At 40.7% G+C, this 16,378-nt stretch carries 15 protein-coding genes; 4 read left to right on the forward strand and 11 right to left on the reverse strand.

What is annotated here, in order from left to right; genetic code table 11:
- Positions 1-229 precede the first annotated feature (229 nt).
- The 6 genes from HYS07_04390 to HYS07_04415 form a co-directional block, all read right to left on the reverse strand.
- Positions 230-802: a type II secretion system protein gene (locus HYS07_04390; GenBank protein MBI1870415.1), complete on the reverse strand. Its 573-nt coding sequence runs from the start codon at positions 800-802 to the stop codon at positions 230-232.
- A gap of 9 nt (positions 803-811) precedes the next feature.
- On the reverse strand, positions 812-1,381 hold the full coding sequence (locus HYS07_04395) for a type II secretion system protein (GenBank protein ID MBI1870416.1): 570 nt from the start codon (positions 1,379-1,381) through the stop codon (positions 812-814).
- A 273-nt stretch (positions 1,382-1,654) separates the two neighbouring features.
- A protein-coding gene (gene prfB / locus HYS07_04400) for a peptide chain release factor 2 (GenBank protein ID MBI1870417.1) occupies positions 1,655-2,762 on the reverse strand; the annotation gives its coding sequence in 2 pieces (ribosomal slippage) (positions 1,655-2,692 and positions 2,694-2,762; 1,107 coding nt in all).
- Between the two features lie 166 nt (positions 2,763-2,928).
- Positions 2,929-4,338 carry an apolipoprotein N-acyltransferase gene (lnt, locus tag HYS07_04405; protein ID MBI1870418.1) on the reverse strand — a complete coding sequence of 470 codons (1,410 nt, stop codon included), beginning with the start codon at positions 4,336-4,338 and terminating at the stop codon, positions 2,929-2,931.
- A gap of 211 nt (positions 4,339-4,549) precedes the next feature.
- Positions 4,550-7,600, reverse strand: a complete 3,051-nt coding sequence (secA, locus tag HYS07_04410; GenBank protein MBI1870419.1) for a preprotein translocase subunit SecA — start codon at positions 7,598-7,600, stop codon at positions 4,550-4,552.
- A 289-nt stretch (positions 7,601-7,889) separates the two neighbouring features.
- A complete protein-coding gene (locus HYS07_04415; GenBank protein ID MBI1870420.1) occupies positions 7,890-9,368 on the reverse strand; it encodes an AAA family ATPase in 1,479 nt (492 codons plus the stop codon).
- A gap of 160 nt (positions 9,369-9,528) precedes the next feature.
- Between HYS07_04415 and HYS07_04420 the strand changes: the two genes are divergently transcribed.
- The 4 genes from HYS07_04420 (at position 9,529) to HYS07_04435 (ending at position 13,809) form a co-directional block, all read left to right on the forward strand.
- Entirely contained in the window at positions 9,529-10,203 is a 675-nt protein-coding gene (locus HYS07_04420; GenBank protein ID MBI1870421.1) for a hypothetical protein, read from the forward strand.
- 78 nt (positions 10,204-10,281) lie between these two features.
- Positions 10,282-11,148 (forward strand): AAA family ATPase, encoded by an 867-nt coding sequence (locus HYS07_04425; protein ID MBI1870422.1) that lies wholly within the window; start codon positions 10,282-10,284, stop codon positions 11,146-11,148.
- Positions 11,102-11,734, forward strand: a complete 633-nt coding sequence (locus HYS07_04430) for a hypothetical protein (protein MBI1870423.1) — start codon at positions 11,102-11,104, stop codon at positions 11,732-11,734. Before HYS07_04425 ends, HYS07_04430 begins: the two co-directional genes overlap by 47 nt.
- A gap of 185 nt (positions 11,735-11,919) precedes the next feature.
- Positions 11,920-13,809, forward strand: a complete 1,890-nt coding sequence (locus HYS07_04435) for a type II secretion system protein GspD (protein ID MBI1870424.1) — start codon at positions 11,920-11,922, stop codon at positions 13,807-13,809.
- Positions 13,810-13,836: 27 nt separating this feature from the next.
- Here the strand turns inward: HYS07_04435 and HYS07_04440 are convergent, their stop codons facing one another.
- The 5 genes from HYS07_04440 to thiD form a co-directional block, all read right to left on the reverse strand.
- Positions 13,837-14,385 carry a lytic transglycosylase domain-containing protein gene (locus tag HYS07_04440; protein MBI1870425.1) on the reverse strand — a complete coding sequence of 183 codons (549 nt, stop codon included), beginning with the start codon at positions 14,383-14,385 and terminating at the stop codon, positions 13,837-13,839.
- Between the two features lie 113 nt (positions 14,386-14,498).
- Entirely contained in the window at positions 14,499-14,705 is a 207-nt protein-coding gene (locus HYS07_04445; protein ID MBI1870426.1) for a tetratricopeptide repeat protein, read from the reverse strand.
- A 120-nt stretch (positions 14,706-14,825) separates the two neighbouring features.
- Entirely contained in the window at positions 14,826-15,008 is a 183-nt protein-coding gene (locus HYS07_04450; GenBank protein ID MBI1870427.1) for a hypothetical protein, read from the reverse strand.
- Between the two features lie 77 nt (positions 15,009-15,085).
- On the reverse strand, positions 15,086-15,556 hold the full coding sequence (locus HYS07_04455) for an HIT domain-containing protein (protein MBI1870428.1): 471 nt from the start codon (positions 15,554-15,556) through the stop codon (positions 15,086-15,088).
- Between the two features lie 81 nt (positions 15,557-15,637).
- Positions 15,638-16,378: a bifunctional hydroxymethylpyrimidine kinase/phosphomethylpyrimidine kinase gene (gene thiD, locus HYS07_04460; GenBank protein ID MBI1870429.1), complete on the reverse strand. Its 741-nt coding sequence runs from the start codon at positions 16,376-16,378 to the stop codon at positions 15,638-15,640.

Genomic DNA, 16,378 nt, shown 5'->3' on the forward strand with positions numbered 1-16,378 from the left:
TAGCAATTCCTATATAGTAGCAATTCCTAAGCCAAAATAATATTTAAAAAAAATATTTTATAATTATTTTTAAGTACCTTATTTACAATTAATTATAGAAAATAAATTTTAATGTGTTTTAAAAACATTTTATTTTAAGAATTTAAGGAATGTGTGGTTTTCGCTCAAAAAGAGCTTAAAAAACGCGTTTTAGATTTTTTATTTATGAAAAAGTAAGAGCGGGAATATTCTATTCGCTTGTATTGGTAGGATCTTTAGAAGTTCCACTGGCATGACCATCAACGTAAACCACATTAATGGACAAGGGATCATCATGATTGCCCTTGCTCATCATTCCACCTAAATCAAGAGCCCCATCATCATTGGCTACAGCTGAATCACTCGAACTAAATTCCGATAAAGTTCTATCATATTCATAATCAACTCCTTCAAAAGTACTCACATTCTCTTTCGCATCTCCAGCTGGGCATTTCATAACATTACTGTATTGAGGAAAATATTGTAATGTTCGAAGCAAATTCAAAGATTTTTTCCCATTGTAGGAAAGAGGGTTAATTGGGGCCGGTTGATCAATCTCTCCAGTCGTTGGAAATTTTTCACGATAATCCATGGAATACGTATGAATAGCCATGATGATCTGTCGAAGATTACTTAAACATTTTGTTTGGCTGGAACGGCGACGGGCCTTAGCTAAAGCTGGAAGTAGCATACCAGCAAGAATTGCAATAACTGCCATGACCACAAGGAGTTCAATAAGAGTGAAACCTCGATTGAGTCGCTTACCATTAATCTGCCTTAACATATTATGCTTCTATTCGCCTGTGTTTCCAGGATCGGTGGTAACGCTGTCCTCATGTCCATCTACGTAGACAACATTAAAGGCTTTGGGGGCATCGTGATTCCCTGGGTGAGTATCATCCGCCCCCTTTGGATCGTCATCGTTCGCAACAGCTGAATCACTCGAGCTAAATTCAGATAACAGATTGTCATATTGATAATCAACTCCCCTGTAGTCACTATCATCGGTAGCATTACCCGAAGGACACCTAAGGACGGGCGAGCCATGAAAAGGGCCTGTTGGTGAACCTGCCGCAGGGATAGGCAAATACCCAGACCGTGCAAGCAAGCATAAAGATGCCTTACCTCCATGATTATCATCTTTTGTCCCTCCAGTGTTTGGAAAAAGCTCTCGATAATCCATTGAATAGGTATGAATGGCCATGATGATTTGACGGAGGTTGTTCAGGCATTTAACCTGATTTGCCCGGCGGCGGGCTTTGGCAAGGGACGGCAAGAGCATGCTGGCCAAAATGGCAATAATGGCTATGACCACCAATAGTTCAACCAGCGTAAACCCTCGTTTTTTGGAATATTTATACATAAAACATCCCCCTTATTAAATCAGGAGTCTTATCAGACTCATAAACTAGCATTTTATATGCCAAAGATTAAAGGAATAACTCCCCACACCCCTCTTTGAAAGAAAGAGGGGGTATTGAATAACTCCCCGGACTGTAACTCCCCTAACCCCTCTTAAATTAAGAGGGGAATATAAAACTCCCCTGGTTACTGTTCGATATCCTTAAATAAAGAGCGATTTACTCTCCCCTTAGTTTAAGGGGAGTTGGAGGGGTTACTTTTATCATTAAAAAACTCAATTTGGTCCTTTTTTCAAATACGCTTGAATAAATAAATCAATTTCTCCATCCATGACCGCATTTCCATTTGAAGTTTCGACCCCTGTCCGATGGTCTTTGACTAAGGTATAGGGCTGAAACACATAAGAACGAATTTGGCTTCCCCAGGCGATATCGGCTTTTTGACCATAAACTTTGGCCATTTTTTCTTCTTGTTCTTTTTGCTTCAGAGCATAAACTCGGGCCCTTAAAATTTTAAAGGCTGTCGCTTTATTTTTATGTTGAGAGCGTTCATTTTGGCAACTCACGACAATCCCTGTCGGAAGATGGGTGATTCTCACCGCTGAATCTGTCTTGTTCACATGTTGTCCCCCAGCCCCACTCGCACGAAAGGTGTCAATTTTGAGATCTTTTTCATCTAAATCGACTGGAATGTCGTCAGTAATTTCAGGAATTACATCGATAGAAGCAAACGAGGTATGACGGCGTTTATTAGAATCAAAGGGCGAAATCCGGACTAAGCGATGAATGCCTTTTTCCGCCTTTAAATATCCATAGGCGTAATCGCCCTCAACAATTAAAGTCACATTCTTAACCCCTACCTCCTCTCCAGGCAAAATTTCTGTAATTTCATCTTTAAAACCGTGACGTTCAATCCAGCGCCGATACATTCTTAAAAGCATTTCAGCCCAATCGCAAGATTCGGTTCCGCCCGCACCCGAATGAACGGTCAAAATGGCTGGATTACGATCATAAGGGCCACCTAAAATATTACGAAGCTCAAGATCAGAAAGATTTTTTTCAACTAAAATAAGACTTTTCTCAAGTTCTTCTCTTAATTCATGAGCCTCTGGAGAGTCGTCCCCCTTCACCAATTCTAAAATGGCCTGGAGATCATGTACTTCCTTCTCTAAACGACCTACGGGCTCAAGCTTTGATTTAAGGAGTTTTAAATCCTCAATAATTTTCTTTGATTTTTCACCCTGATCCCAAAAATCCTCCAGAGCCATTTCCCCTTCAAGGGATTTTAGACGCACTATTTTATGATCGTAGTCAAAGATACCTCCTGAGCTCCCCCAAATTCTTGACCACCTTTTCTACTCTGTCTGCAATCTCACTTGGCATCATACTCTTTCTTCCCCTTTCAAGTTTTGAAATAATCTTCGTTATTTTCAATAAAATTAAATTAACAGTGAAAATCCAAAAATCAAACATCAAAAACCAAAATGACAAATCAAAATTAAAATATTTTTCAAGACAAAGACACAGATAAATTTTGAATTTTAGTTTGTCATTTTGATTTTTGGATTTTGATTTTTGATATTACAAGAAATAGAGCTACCATTAGACTATAGATCCATGCAAAAAAGTCACCGTATTGGGCATAGAGGGTTTTAACACGCTCCACTCTCATTTCCTGAGATTTGAAACCCTCAATTTCTAAAGTGTCCCCTTCTTTATTTTGAACCTTTCCCAAAATTTCCCCATAAGGAGAAATGAAGGCTGAAACACCCGTATTGGTCGCCCTCACCAGGCCCACCCCATTCGCGACACTAGAAAAACGGGCAAGGTTTAAGTGTTCTTCGGCCGATCGAGAAATACCAAACCAGGCATCATTGGTTAAATTAATCATCAGCTCGGCCCCTTTTAAAATAAATTTTCGGACATGCCCAGGGAAAATATCTTCAAAACATATCACACTCGAGAAATGAATCCCATTAATCTCAAAAACTTTAAAGTTTTGTCCCCCAGAGAAATCAATTTCTCCCAAAGTCATATTGGCAACCCACGGAATCCATTTTCGCAGTGGCACATATTCTCCACAGGGAACCAAGTGAATTTTATCGTATTGTCCGACAATCTGGCCATCAGAATTGAGTAAAAAAGCTGTATTGGTCACCACTCTCTGGGGATATAAACGGTCATCTTCTCCCCCCACTAAAAGATAGGCCCCAACTTGATGGGCAAGTTTAGACATTTTTCTTTGAAGATGCCTCTCCGTCTTTAAATTTCCAGGAAGGGCTGTCTCAGGCCAGACAATCAAGTCCGGATGGGATCTTGCAGCTCTTAAAGTAAGATTTGTATATCGACGGAAGTTCGAACGTTCTTCTTTAATATCCCATTTTTCACTTTGAGGAATGTTCCCCTGAACCACTGTAACTTTCAAAACAGGCCCTTTACTTTCCAAAGAATGAGCCTTGGCAAGTCGCCACATCCCATAAAAATAGTTTCCGGCAACTAAAATAATACAAATAAAACCCAAAACAATTTTTTTAGAAATGGATAAATTTTTCGGAAATAAAATTTCGTAAAGGGAGCGATTAATAAAAAAAATTAAGAATGAAAGACTGCTTTCTCCCCCCCAAGAAACCATCTGAATCAAGGGAAGATGTTGCGATTGAGAGTATCCCAAAAAGAACCAGGGAAAACCTAAAGATCCTAAGGTTCTCAAATATTCAAGAAAGGACCACAGGCTGGATAAAAATAGGATCGAGCCAAGAGGATGAGAGGGACATATTTTTTTTGAAAACCAGCCAAAAACACCAAAATAAAAGGCGAGAATCAACGAAAGGAGAAGAGTTCCTATGACGGTAACCTGGGATAGCCAGGCAGCTGATGCCAGATAAAGCGCCAGGCCTGTGAGCGTCCACCAGAGGCACGATTTCTCTGGAGTTTTGACCCTATCGGAAAGATAAAACAAAGGCAAAAAGGCAATCCAGGCGGTGACTCCGGCGCAACTTCCACGAAGGGAAAGAAAAAGAAGAAAAAAAGATATTAAGGACAGATAAATACAGTTCAAGTAAAGACAGTTCAAAGTTTAAGGTTTAAGGTTCAAAGAAAAAAAACTAAAAAACAGCCCACGGCTAAGAGTTTAGAGTTTTCAACTTTAAACTTTTAACTTTAAACTGTTTTTACGCTCCACAACATTTCTTGTATTTTTTACCGCTTCCACAAGGGCAAAGATCATTGCGCCCCACCTTTGGGAGATCCCGTCGAATGGGGGCTGATGAGCGATTCACCAGAGGCATTCCTTCAGATGAGGGTTGATCTTGAGAAGATCCTCCATTGGCTCCTTGAGAAACTGGCGCAGATTGAAATTGCTGAGTCTCCTGATGAATCAACTTTGTTGGAACACGCTTCATAACGCTTTCAAAGTATTGAGGACTCGCGGAAACGCGGAAAATTTCCCTTGTAATTTCAGCCTTCATATCATACATCATTTCAGAAAACATATTGAAGCCCTCAGCACGATATTCAACCAGGGGATCTTTCTGGCCGTAAGCCCTTAAGTACACCCCCTCTCTCAAAGAATCCATATTATAAAGATGCTCCCGCCACAGACGGTCAATCACCTTGAGAAGGACGACCTGTTCGAGACGGCGCATTCTTTCTTCTTCAATTTTCTCTTTAAATTCATAAAGAGACTTGAATTCATCAATGAGAGTCTGAGTTACTTCTTCCTTTGTTTTCTCCTCAAACTCGGAAATACGATCTGAAAGGTGAAGAGGAAAATTAGAATCCACCCATTTCAGAAGTCCAGCCAAATCAATTTCGTCAGTCTTCCCGGAAAAAATTTCATCGACCTTGATGGACAAAACCTCTTCAATAATATTGAGGACATCTTCTTTTAGATTTTCGGACTGAAGAACCCGATTCCTAAAATCGTAAATGACCTGACGCTGTTTATTCATCACATCATCAAATTCAAGGGTATGCTTACGAACTCCAAAATTTCTCTGTTCCACCCTTTTTTGAGCCGTCTCAATCGATCGGTTCAAAAGAGGATGAGTGAGGTCTTGTCCCTCTTCAATCCCCATTTTATCCATGACCCGCGCAATCCGGTCCGAACCAAAGAGACGCATCAAATCGTCTTCCAAAGAAATATAGAATCGGGATGAACCGGGGTCTCCCTGACGGGCGCTGCGGCCCCTTAGCTGGCGGTCAATTCGGCGAGATTCATGCCGCTCGGATCCAATCACGTGAAGGCCGCAAGGAACTTTTTTATAGCAATCCAATTCATTGATGAAAGGGCAAACCTCTCTTCCGTCACGAGCGGCAATTAAAGCACAATTTGAATGTTTGACCACCCCCGGCCCCAGTTTAATATCCGTTCCTCGTCCAGCCATGTTAGTCGCAATGGTCACAGCTCCCGGCTGTCCCGCCCTTGAAACAATTTCAGCCTCTTGCTGGTGATATCGGGCATTTAAAACCGAGTGGGGAATGCTGCGTCTTTTGAGGAGTCTGCTTAAAACTTCAGAGGTTTCAACAGAAACCGTTCCAACCAAGACGGGGCGCTTGGCTTGATAGCATTCAGTAATTTCATCAATGATGGCATTGAACTTTTCCCGACGGGTTTTATAAATCACATCGTTATGATCGATTCTGCGAATTTTGTCATTGGTTGGAATCACCATGACCGGCAATTTATAAATCTGAAAAAATTCATTGGCCTCAGTCTCAGCGGTTCCTGTCATTCCAGCGAGCTTTTTATACATTCTAAAATAATTTTGAATCGTGATCGTTGCAAAGGTCTGTGTTTCCCGTTCAATACTCACCCCTTCCTTTGCCTCCAGGGCCTGATGGAGTCCATCGCTGTAACGCCGACCTGGCATTAAACGACCTGTAAACTCATCCACAATAATGACTTTATTGTCTTGAATGACATAATCAACATCCTTTTCAAAAAGAGAATAAGCCTTAAGCAGTTGACCCAAATTATGGATTTTTTCACTTTTTTCACCATACTCAACCTGAAGCTTCTCCTTCTTTCTCTCTTTTTCTTCAGAAGTCAAAGTCTCATCAGCATCAATGTCTTGTTGGTCATTCACTAAATCAGGCAAAACAAATTCATCAGCATCATGAGGACTAATGAGTTTTCGACCTTGATCCGTTAAATCGACATCGTGACCCTTTTCATCAATCGTAAAATATAATTCTTCCAATACTTTAAAGCGCTCTTCCTTGCGAAGATCACTCATCATCTGAAGTTCTGTTTTGTCGATCATTCGCCTTACTTCCGGATCTTCCATCATTTTAAGAAGTTGACGATGCTCAGGAATTCCCTTCAGAACCTGAAAAAGCTTAATGGCCGCGGCATCTTCTTCTTCATCGGTGGCCCCGTCTTTATCCAAAATATCGCGAGCTTCCTTTAAGAGACGATTGCAAAGCAAACTTTGTTTTTGAAAAAGATTTTGAACAAGGGGTTTAACCTGGTCATAGCGGTGAGTGGAGACTGATGCGGGACCTGAAATAATCAAAGGAGTTCGGGCTTCGTCCACCAAAATGCTATCGACTTCATCCACAATCGCAAAAAAATGGCCGCGTTGAACCTGCTCTTCCTGGCGGCTCGCCATGCTGTTATCCCTCAAATAATCAAAGCCAAATTCGCTATTGGTGCCATAAACAATGTCACAGGCATAAACCTTTCGACGAGCCTCAAAATCCATATCATTCTGAAGATAGGAAACCGTCAGCCCTAAAAATTCATAAATGGGCCGCATCCACTCACAGTCGCGGCGAGCCAAATAATCATTTACCGTCACCAGATGAACAGGATTGACTAACGCATTTAAATAAACGGGAAGCGTAGCCACCAGAGTTTTTCCTTCCCCTGTTGCCATTTCCGCAATTTTTCCCTGGTGAAGGACCTTCCCTCCTACAAGCTGAACATCAAAAGGAATCATTTCCCATTTGAGCTGATGACCCACAACATCCCAACTTTTCCCAACATGGCGTCGACACACGTTTTTAACAACGGCAAAAGCTTCAGTAGAAAGATCGTCCAAGGATTCCCCCCCAGACAATCTCTTTCTAAACTCAATCGTCTTGGCTTTAATCTCTTCATCTGTGAGTTTTTGATATTCTTTTTCTTTTTCATTAACGAGAAGAGCCCACTTGCAAAGTCGAGCTACCTCACGGTCATTCTTTGTGCCGATGGTCTTGCCGAGAATCCACTGAAGCATAAATTATTCCTCAAGTTCATTTAACCCAGAATTTGCAATAGACCGCGGAATTCGACGCAAGATCTTGGCCACCTTGGCCTTCAGAAAGCCTCGACAGACATCTGTCAATGTATGTCTACGTTTTCTTCAGGCCAATCTGGCTCAAGCTCTTGCGTCTCGGTTCACGCGTCTATTGCAAAATCTGGGTTTAATTCCAGAAGGGACGAGTCTAGCAATTAGGCTCTTGATTTTCAAGAACGATTGGAGGGTCAAATTCAAAATGCAAAATGACAGACAAAAATTCAAAATTCTATGGACACCCAGATTTTGCCTTCGAAGCAAACAATGCATCGAGATCCAGTATCTTGTGAAAATATCCACTCTGCTGCAAGTCTCTGGTAATGGGTCCGGTGCAAACGAGCATTTTTTCTACGGTATAAAATTTCTTGGGTTTGAGAAAAGCAACTTTCCTTTCAACATCCTGGACAATGGAAAGACCTATAGGGGAAGTCAAAAATTTACACTCCATAACCGTCAAGACATGTCCTTGCCTATGCACAAGAATATCAATCTGCAACCCGACATCCTTCGAACCCTTCTTTCTGGCAGGCTGCCTGAAAAAAGGGCCATAACCCAAAATTTCATTCAGCGGGATACCAGCCGCCGATAACAATCCCGGAAGGTTTTTCATGCATAATCTTTCAAATGCCAGTCCAAAGTAGGTATCAATGCTTTTCCCAGCCAATTGCTGGAATAAACCCGGCTTCGTGTTCATTTCTATCACATGCTTATTTGGTTTAAGGTAAGAAAAATAGAACCGAAGCCATTCATCCCATAACACAATCTTTTTCGTTTTTTCGCCCCCTCCTCTGATGGATAAAGGAGAAAACACCTTCACAAAATCAGCCTGCTCAAGCGCCTGAATATATCCGGATAAGCCGCCCCCGGGTTTCATCTGGATTCGCTCTGCCAAGCCTTCTTTTGAATCGCTATGTTTTGCTAAAGCCTCTGCGATGGTTTCGTAGGTCTTAATGACTTTGAACTGTTCTTTAAACAAAGTCTCAAATTCGGTCATAAAAAATGAGTTTTTTGTGAAACAGAGACGGTCCATGTTGGAGGTAAAAGATTGAGTCGGATCAAGTTGTTCCAAATATTTAGGGATGCCGCCAAAGACCATTAGGAATTTGGCCATCTCAAAGTTAGAACGATATTTTTTAAAAAATAAGGCTGCTTCATTGGCAGGAAGAGGTTCCAGCTTTATCTCAAAAGTCTTTCGATTATGCAAAGCTTGAGAATGAATCAAATGCTTCAGCATAAAACTTGTCACGGAACCGCACAAAACAAGCGTAAGCTTTGGATTTTTTTTCCAAATCATATCCCAATAAAACTTTAAAATGGAGACGAGCTCGGTACGGCCTGATGCCATCCAGGGAAATTCATCAAAAACAATGTAATGCCTTCCCCTTTGGATATGAGGGGTGAGTCCATCAAAGGCTTCTTTCCAGTTACGAGCGAGAATTTTGGGGGTGTGGGTCTCTCTTGCCAGTTGGTCTGTGAAATGATCAATCTGTTTGAGGGTAGAAACTTTTTGTAAAGCCTCAAAATATAAGTCGCTCTTATGTTTTTTAAACTGCATCAAGAGCGCACTTTTCCCGATGCGGCGCCTCCCGTACACAATACCAAACTCCGCTCGGTTTGAGGCGACTGCCTCCTGGATGATTTTGAATTCATTCTCTCGTCCAACAAACATAGATTGAGTATAGATCGGCAAATATCGCTTGTCAATCAATTCTTGCCAATCTGTTGAATTATTATATAGATCGGCAAGAATTAAAATTTAACGTTTCTTGCCGATCTATGATCCTCCTACACGGATCGAAGAAATAGATTTTTTTACTGACCGATGTTCGCTCAATACTGTATGATGCTTTTTTAGAATGGATTTTAAAATGGCCAAAAAATTTATTTTTATTCTTACTGCCTGCATATCGATCATATTCATTCTTTACTGGGCTAAACACAGAGGAAAAGAGCTTCAAGCGCCACCCCAATCCATTGTTCCTAAAAAATTACTTGTAACGAAACCTCCTCTGACTCTGCAGCCTTCTAAAGCCCCTCTACCCCTTTCCACTTCCAAGCCCAAAGAAATAAAAAAGATAATCCATCTTAATCACCCTGATTTAACTTCAACGGCAGGAGAACCTCCCCTTACCACACGTCCAGAATGGATTTTGGATGAAACGGGTTCCGCAATTCCAGCACCTCCTCCTACAATTCCCTTCGAGCCTTCCTCGACGGGGTTTCCTGGATATTCTGTCACAAGCACAGAAGAAACTTGGCAGGTTTATCGAGTGGTGATGATTAACTCCGATTCTTTGGCGGAGGACTGGAGCAAAGCCAAGGGGCTTGTCGAGAATATCGGTTGTAAAATTATCTTCCAGACAGAAAAGCCTATTTACCAATTGCGGTCGTATATCCCCTCCGATCGCTGGGAAGATTTTAAATCCTCTTTGGAATCGAGCGGTTTAGCATACACCCTAGAACCTTCTGCAGACGTTGGAACCCTCGCCCCTGACCAATCGATAGGAATTTCTATCACCCTTCAACAAAAAAGAAAAAATTAGGGCGTAACATTGTTTTATTGTTATTCCTCTTACGATTCGTTAAAATGTTTAAAATTCCAAAGACAAAGACAAAAACCTATGAGTTATCTTGCGGCTCTTGGCCTAAAGAAAGAACCCTTTTCAACAAGTCCTGACCCAACGTTTTTTTACCGTTCTCCGATTCATCGTACGGCACTGGCCCGTCTGGAAATTTCCATTCGATTAAAGAGAGGGCTCAACATCGTTTTAGGCGACATTGGCACTGGAAAGACCACTCTGGCTCGAACACTCTTAAGAAATTTTCATGAGGATTCTGACTTTGAGTTTTATCTGATTTTTGATCCAAGTTTTCAGACAGAATTTCAGTTTTTGAGCATGCTGGTCGATCTTTTTAAAATTCGTCCTTTAAGACAAAATACACTTCATTTTAAGAGGGCAGTAGAAAATTTTCTTTATGAAAAAAATATGATCGAAGGAAAAACGATTGTCCTCGTCATTGACGAAGGGCAAAAATTGTCGACACAACTTCTTGAAGTATTAAGAGTTTTTCTCAATTATGAAACCAACGATCGGAAGCTTCTTCAAGTGATCCTGTTTTCTCAACTTGAGATTGTCCCCAAATTAATCAGTCTTCCCAATTTTTATGATCGCATTACTTCTAAACATGTTTTAAGACCTCTGGAACTTGAAGAGGCAAAAGAAATTATTCAGTATCGTTTGATTCAAGCAGGATGGCCTGAAGGGAAGATGCTTTTTACTCCCGAGGCCATTGAAAAAATTTGGAAATTTTCGAATGGATTTTTAAGAAAAATGACTCAACTCTGCCATCAATGCCTGTTAAAAACAGCCATGAATGAACGTTTTCAAGTGGACGAGACTTTGGTCGAAGAGGTTGTGAACGAGGAAGGTACATTCTTAAATGTCGAGCGACATTACTCCGGAAGAGAAGTTACTCAAGCTTATTAAAGAAGGGCGAGGAGAAGCAAAACCTGAGAACCTATCAGGAAAAGAGTCTGCAGAGACTCTTCCAATCCCTCTTCCCAAAAGGGATCTGTCTCGAAAATCTTCTTCGATCAATTCAGTCAAACCCATTAAAATCCTATCCTTTTCATGCAGTGGGCTCGTGATCTTTTTAATATCTATTTTAGGATATCAATATCTCATCGGAGAGCCCATTTTCCCACTGCCCATAAGGAAGATCCCTTCATCTGAATCATTGGAACTCCCCTCAAATTTGAATCAACAAGCAGAAAGTTTTGACACCTATTCAAAAATTTTAGAAAAAAGAGATATTTTCAAAACCATCGGCCCTCCCCCCCCCGTCATGACTCCGACAGAAAGGTCCGTAGGACTTTCAGAGCTTGTAAAAAATTTGAGCTTGTCAGGAATCATTCCAGGGGATCAACCTGAAGGGATTGTAGAAGATAAATCCAATGGACAAGTTTATTATGTGAAATCGGGAGATCGTATTGGCCAGCTCGAAGTGGTAGAGGTCACAGAAGGATCTCTCCTCTTACGATATCGAGATGAAGAAGGACAACTAACTTTATAATAAGGAGACCTCTGAAAAAGGCCCATCTGTTGCGTTGCCTGCTTCGTTCAGTCGTGCGGCGTACGAGAAAATGTACGCCTCCTTCTTCACTCGCAGGCGCCTTGCATCTGGGACCTTTTTGAGAGGTCTCCAAAAGTAGAAGTTTTTTTAGAAGTTCTAACAAAATAACTCATAGGAGAGTTTTTATGATTTGTCGCCGCATCCTTTTCATCATTTTTCTTTTTCTTCTGGGTTCCAATCTTCAGGGGCAACAAGTAAGCCAAGAAGAAAATAAACAAGAAACTCAAGCGGAAGAGGCTCCACTCAAAGCCCCCTCTGAACCGGGAAAGATTTCATTGAAATTAAAAAACATGGACATTATTGAAGTTTTTAATGTCCTGAATCAAAAAGGAAAACTCAATATCATTGCAGGTAACGATGTGCGAGGGCGCGTCACTCTTTTTGTTGAAAATGTCGATATTTGGGCCGCTTTCAAAATGATTATTGAAACAAATAATTTAGCCTACGTCAGAGATGGCAATATTATTCGCGTCTTCACCACACGAGAATATGAACTCCTTTTTGGACGAACCTTCAGCAATCAAACAAAAGTAAGGGTTTTTTCTCTTCTTCAAACCAAGGCGGAACTTTTGAAACCTGTTGTTGAAGGCATGAAATCTCGTATTGGTAAAGTCTTTACAGATGAAAATGCAAACTCCATCATTGTGGTAGATACAGAAGAGAGCCTAAATCTGATTTCCCAAACCATCAAAGCCCTGGATGTCCCCCTCAAAACAGAAGTCTATACTTTGGCTCACGCAGAGCCCAAAGTCATTGAAGAAAAACTAAAACCTTTCTTAAGCAAACGAGGAAGCATTCAAATTGATCCAGCAACAAGCAAGGTCGTTGTGACGGATGTTGTGGGAGTATCTGAAATTATAGCCCGCATCATCAAAGAATACGATACTGCTCCCTATGTTAAAACAGAAGTTTTTAACCTTAAGTACGGGAAATTTGATGAGGTTAAAGAAAAAATTGAAAAGGAAATCACTGAAGGAATTGGGTATATCCGAGCCGATGAAAGAACCAATAAAATTGCCATTACAGACTTGCCCGAAAAAATGGAGCGCATGAGAAAAATTATCGATGCCTTTGATGAAAAACATCGAGAAGTCCTCATTGAAGCCCAAGTGGTACAAGTGAGACTCAACAAAAACTTTAAATTTGGAATTAACTGGGAGTTTATTGCAACCACGCTTGCCGATCATGCATTTAATCTCAATCTTTCTTCTGGATTTGAAGTCCTTTCTGAAATTCCACAATTAGACACGGGTCAGGTAGAAGCCTTTGAACAAAGAGTTCCCACACGTATTCCGCCCTTTGACCAAAGAATAGCAAACCACCCAGGCGCACGGCTTTTACTTCAAGGATTGGGTAAGGGAGGGAATGATGGTTTAGGAAATCCCTATCAAGCTGTTTTGGATCTTCTCAAAAGGACTGGGGATGTCAACATCCTATCAACCCCCAGAATTACCGTTTTAAACAATGAAGAAGCAAAAATTCAAGTGGGAACAAACGAGGCCTATGTCACCAACACCGTGGTTCAAAACACCACCAACGCGACAACCGCAGAAAATGTAAATTTCATTCAAGTGGGTGTTATCTTGAAAGTAAAACCTCGCATTAACGAAGATGGTTTCGTGACCATGGAGATTGAACCTGAGGTCAGTTCAGTTGCCAGTTTTCTTGTAACCTCTTCAGGGAACCGAATTCCCATTGTTAGAACTTCGAACGCCAAAACCCGTGTGATGGTCAAGGATGGTGTGACCATTGTGATTGGAGGATTGATCGATCGTTCTGTTCATAAAGAAGTCAGTAAGATCCCTATTTTAGGGAGTATTCCTATTCTTGGTATTCCTTTTAAGAAAATTGAAAATACAGTCGACAGCTCAGAATTAGTTATTTTTCTTACACCCAAGATTATCACAGGCGATGTTCAAACGGACGAGCAAGATCGGTTTAAGAAAACATTTAAAGAGGACCCACATGAACCTGGGTTTATTGATGATATTAAGGATTTTGTGACTGCAAAATAGAGTCTCGTTCGCTTATAGAGTGGGGATTTACTCAAACTTGTAAATCCCATCCAAAAATTTCAGAATCCAAAAAACCCGATGAATTTTTGTGACGTATTTGCGTGTCTCAGGATAGGCCTTTGAAAGCATATCCTCGCCCTCTTGCCATCGTAACACATTGATTCTGCCAGCGTTATAAGCCACTAAAACTTTTTCTAAATCTTTAAATTCACCCTTTAATTTTTCTAAATAAAGACATCCTAATTGAACATTGGTCTTAGAATCCATTAAATTTTCAACTTTAAATTCTTTTAGTTTTTTTTCGTGGGCAAGATCTCGAGCGGTTTCAGGCATCAATTGCATTAAACCCATCGCACCCGATTTTGAAACAGCATTCGCTCTAAAACCGGACTCCGCATAAATAAGAGCTGCCACCCATAAAGGATCAAGATGATATTCCCGTGCAACCTGGCAAATAAGCGATCGGTAGGAAACAGGAAAAAGGTGTTTTCTTGCTTTAATAAGCCCAAAAACTAAAGGAAAGCCCAACACATAAATAACCATCAAAATAATCAAAAGGCGAATGTATGTTTTCATGATTGAACACAAAGATAGTCAACGCTCGACGGTCAATAGTCCACAGTCGATAGGAAAAAGAATCCTTTATAAGCTATGTAACTGTTTAATAGATTACTCCAAGTTGGTAGCATTCACTTAATTTTCTCTCTTGCATCACTAACGAACTTTCCTTGAGGGTATCGCAAGATATATTTTTGATATTCGCTTTCAGCTTTGCGTGCTTCCTTCAAAAACTTATCATAGATTTTGGCAATCTGGAATTGAGCCTGTTCAGCCTCTGGACTCAAAGGATAAGATACAACGATTTTCCTGTATTTCTCAATTGCCTCCTCTAACATTTCTTCTTTTTCCTTACCAAATTTCTTAAAAATAGCCGTGTGTTGCTCATCTAACGCCTCTCTCCAGGCTCGATGAGCAGCTTCACTCTCTTCATAGGGAGTGGACGAAGATTGAACGGCTCATTGTAAACTCTTCACTTTTTCTCGATAAAAATGGATGAGGCTTTTAAGCTTTTCAATTCTTTCATCTTTTTTATCGACCGATTTAAGAAGAACTTCATACGCTTTTTTATACTCGCCTTTTCCAGCAAACCTCTCAGCCCTTTCGACAGCCCCTCCATAAGAGCCAGTTTCAAGGCGCATGCAAGCGACCGCGGAGACGTACGTTTTATGGTACGTCGACAAGGAAGCGCAGCATGTAACGCAGAAAATGGCCTTTTTCAGCAGTCTATCAACATATCATAAGTATCACTTAGAGACTGAGGTAATACCTTTGTATCCGTCAACACCGGCATAAAATTCGTGTCTCCACTCCAACGGGGAACAACATGTATGTGGACGTGATTAACAATTCCAGCGCCTCCCACTCGTCCTAAATTCATTCCAATGTTAAATCCGTGAGGCTTCATTTTTTTGATCAGAATTTTTTTAAACTGATTAATGTATTGAAACATTTCCTGAATTTCTTCCGGAGCGAGCAAGGACACATCGCCCAAGTGCCGATAGGGCGTAACCATAAAATGCCCACTGCTATAAGGGAAAAGATTTAAGACCGCAAAACTAAATTTTCCTCTCGCAAGAATAAGATTTTTTTTATCTTTTCTTTCTTTGGGCTTTTTACAAAAAATACACCCCTTTTCAGGAATATGCTTAATATACCTGAGACGCCAGGGTGCCCATAAATGCTTCATCATTAGTTGTGAGTGGTAAGTGGTGAGTTGTGAGTGAAACAGTATCCACATTTCATAATGTTCACTACGATAGCATATCCATCAATCGGTTGTCACAAGTTTCATAATCTCCTTTTCCATAAAATCTTGCACTTGGGGAATGGCCTCTGGAAGAGGAATATCTTTTGCAATCAGTGCGGTCAATGCTGCTGAAAATCGACAACCCAAACCATGAAAACCTTTCCCCAAAATTCTTTGATGAGGAAATTCAAAGCAATCTTTTCCATCGTAAAGAATATCAACCGGTTCCCCTTCTAAATGACCTCCTTTGACTAAAACATATTTTGATCCAAAACGGAATATTGCTTGAGCTGCTTTTTTCATGTGAGCAATCTGGGTGACCGCAAACCCAGCCAAAACAGAGGCTTCATGAAGGTTAGGAGTGACCAGAAAAGCTTGGGCCATCATTTTTTTGAGAGGGGAATGGGCCTTAGGTTCAAGTAAAAGTCTTCCGGTAGAAGAAACCATCATGGGATCAATCACTAATTTTACATCAGAATATTCTGCCATTTTCTTTGAAACAAGGTCCACAACCATTTTTTTATAAAGAAGACCTGTCTTGACAACCCTCATCGGATAAGTCTCTAAAAGAAGGGAAAGCTGATTTGAAATAATTTTTTTAGGAAGAATATAAAGATGGTTAAATTTTGAAGGAACCTGCGAAGTCACAACGGTAATGACTGAAACTCCCTCGACTCCATGGGCCCTAAAAGTCTCAAGATCTCTCTGAATCCCTGCTCCACCACTAGGATCAAACCCTGCAATGGTCAGCACCTGCTTCAT

The sequence above is a fragment of the Chlamydiota bacterium genome (assembly GCA_016178055.1).
Lineage (GTDB): Bacteria > Auribacterota > JACPWU01 > JACPWU01 > JACPWU01 > JACOUC01.

What these genes read in the sequence shown, in the direction of transcription:
- HYS07_04395 (MBI1870416.1), bottom strand. Translation starts at nt 1,381, where the DNA reads ATGTATAAATATTCCAAAAAACGAGGGTTTACGCTGGTTGAACTATTG.
- secA (MBI1870419.1), bottom strand. Translation starts at nt 7,600, where the DNA reads ATGCTTCAGTGGATTCTCGGCAAGACCATCGGCACAAAGAATGACCGT.
- HYS07_04425 (MBI1870422.1), top strand. Translation starts at nt 10,282, where the DNA reads ATGAGTTATCTTGCGGCTCTTGGCCTAAAGAAAGAACCCTTTTCAACA.
- HYS07_04445 (MBI1870426.1), bottom strand. Translation starts at nt 14,705, where the DNA reads ATGTTAGAGGAGGCAATTGAGAAATACAGGAAAATCGTTGTATCTTAT.
- HYS07_04390 (MBI1870415.1), bottom strand. Translation starts at nt 802, where the DNA reads ATGTTAAGGCAGATTAATGGTAAGCGACTCAATCGAGGTTTCACTCTT.
- thiD (MBI1870429.1), bottom strand. Translation starts at nt 16,378, where the DNA reads ATGAAGCAGGTGCTGACCATTGCAGGGTTTGATCCTAGTGGTGGAGCA.
- HYS07_04455 (MBI1870428.1), bottom strand. Translation starts at nt 15,556, where the DNA reads ATGAAGCATTTATGGGCACCCTGGCGTCTCAGGTATATTAAGCATATT.
- HYS07_04440 (MBI1870425.1), bottom strand. Translation starts at nt 14,385, where the DNA reads ATGAAAACATACATTCGCCTTTTGATTATTTTGATGGTTATTTATGTG.
- HYS07_04450 (MBI1870427.1), bottom strand. Translation starts at nt 15,008, where the DNA reads ATGCGCCTTGAAACTGGCTCTTATGGAGGGGCTGTCGAAAGGGCTGAG.
- HYS07_04420 (MBI1870421.1), top strand. Translation starts at nt 9,529, where the DNA reads ATGGCCAAAAAATTTATTTTTATTCTTACTGCCTGCATATCGATCATA.
- HYS07_04435 (MBI1870424.1), top strand. Translation starts at nt 11,920, where the DNA reads ATGATTTGTCGCCGCATCCTTTTCATCATTTTTCTTTTTCTTCTGGGT.
- HYS07_04430 (MBI1870423.1), top strand. Translation starts at nt 11,102, where the DNA reads ATGTCGAGCGACATTACTCCGGAAGAGAAGTTACTCAAGCTTATTAAA.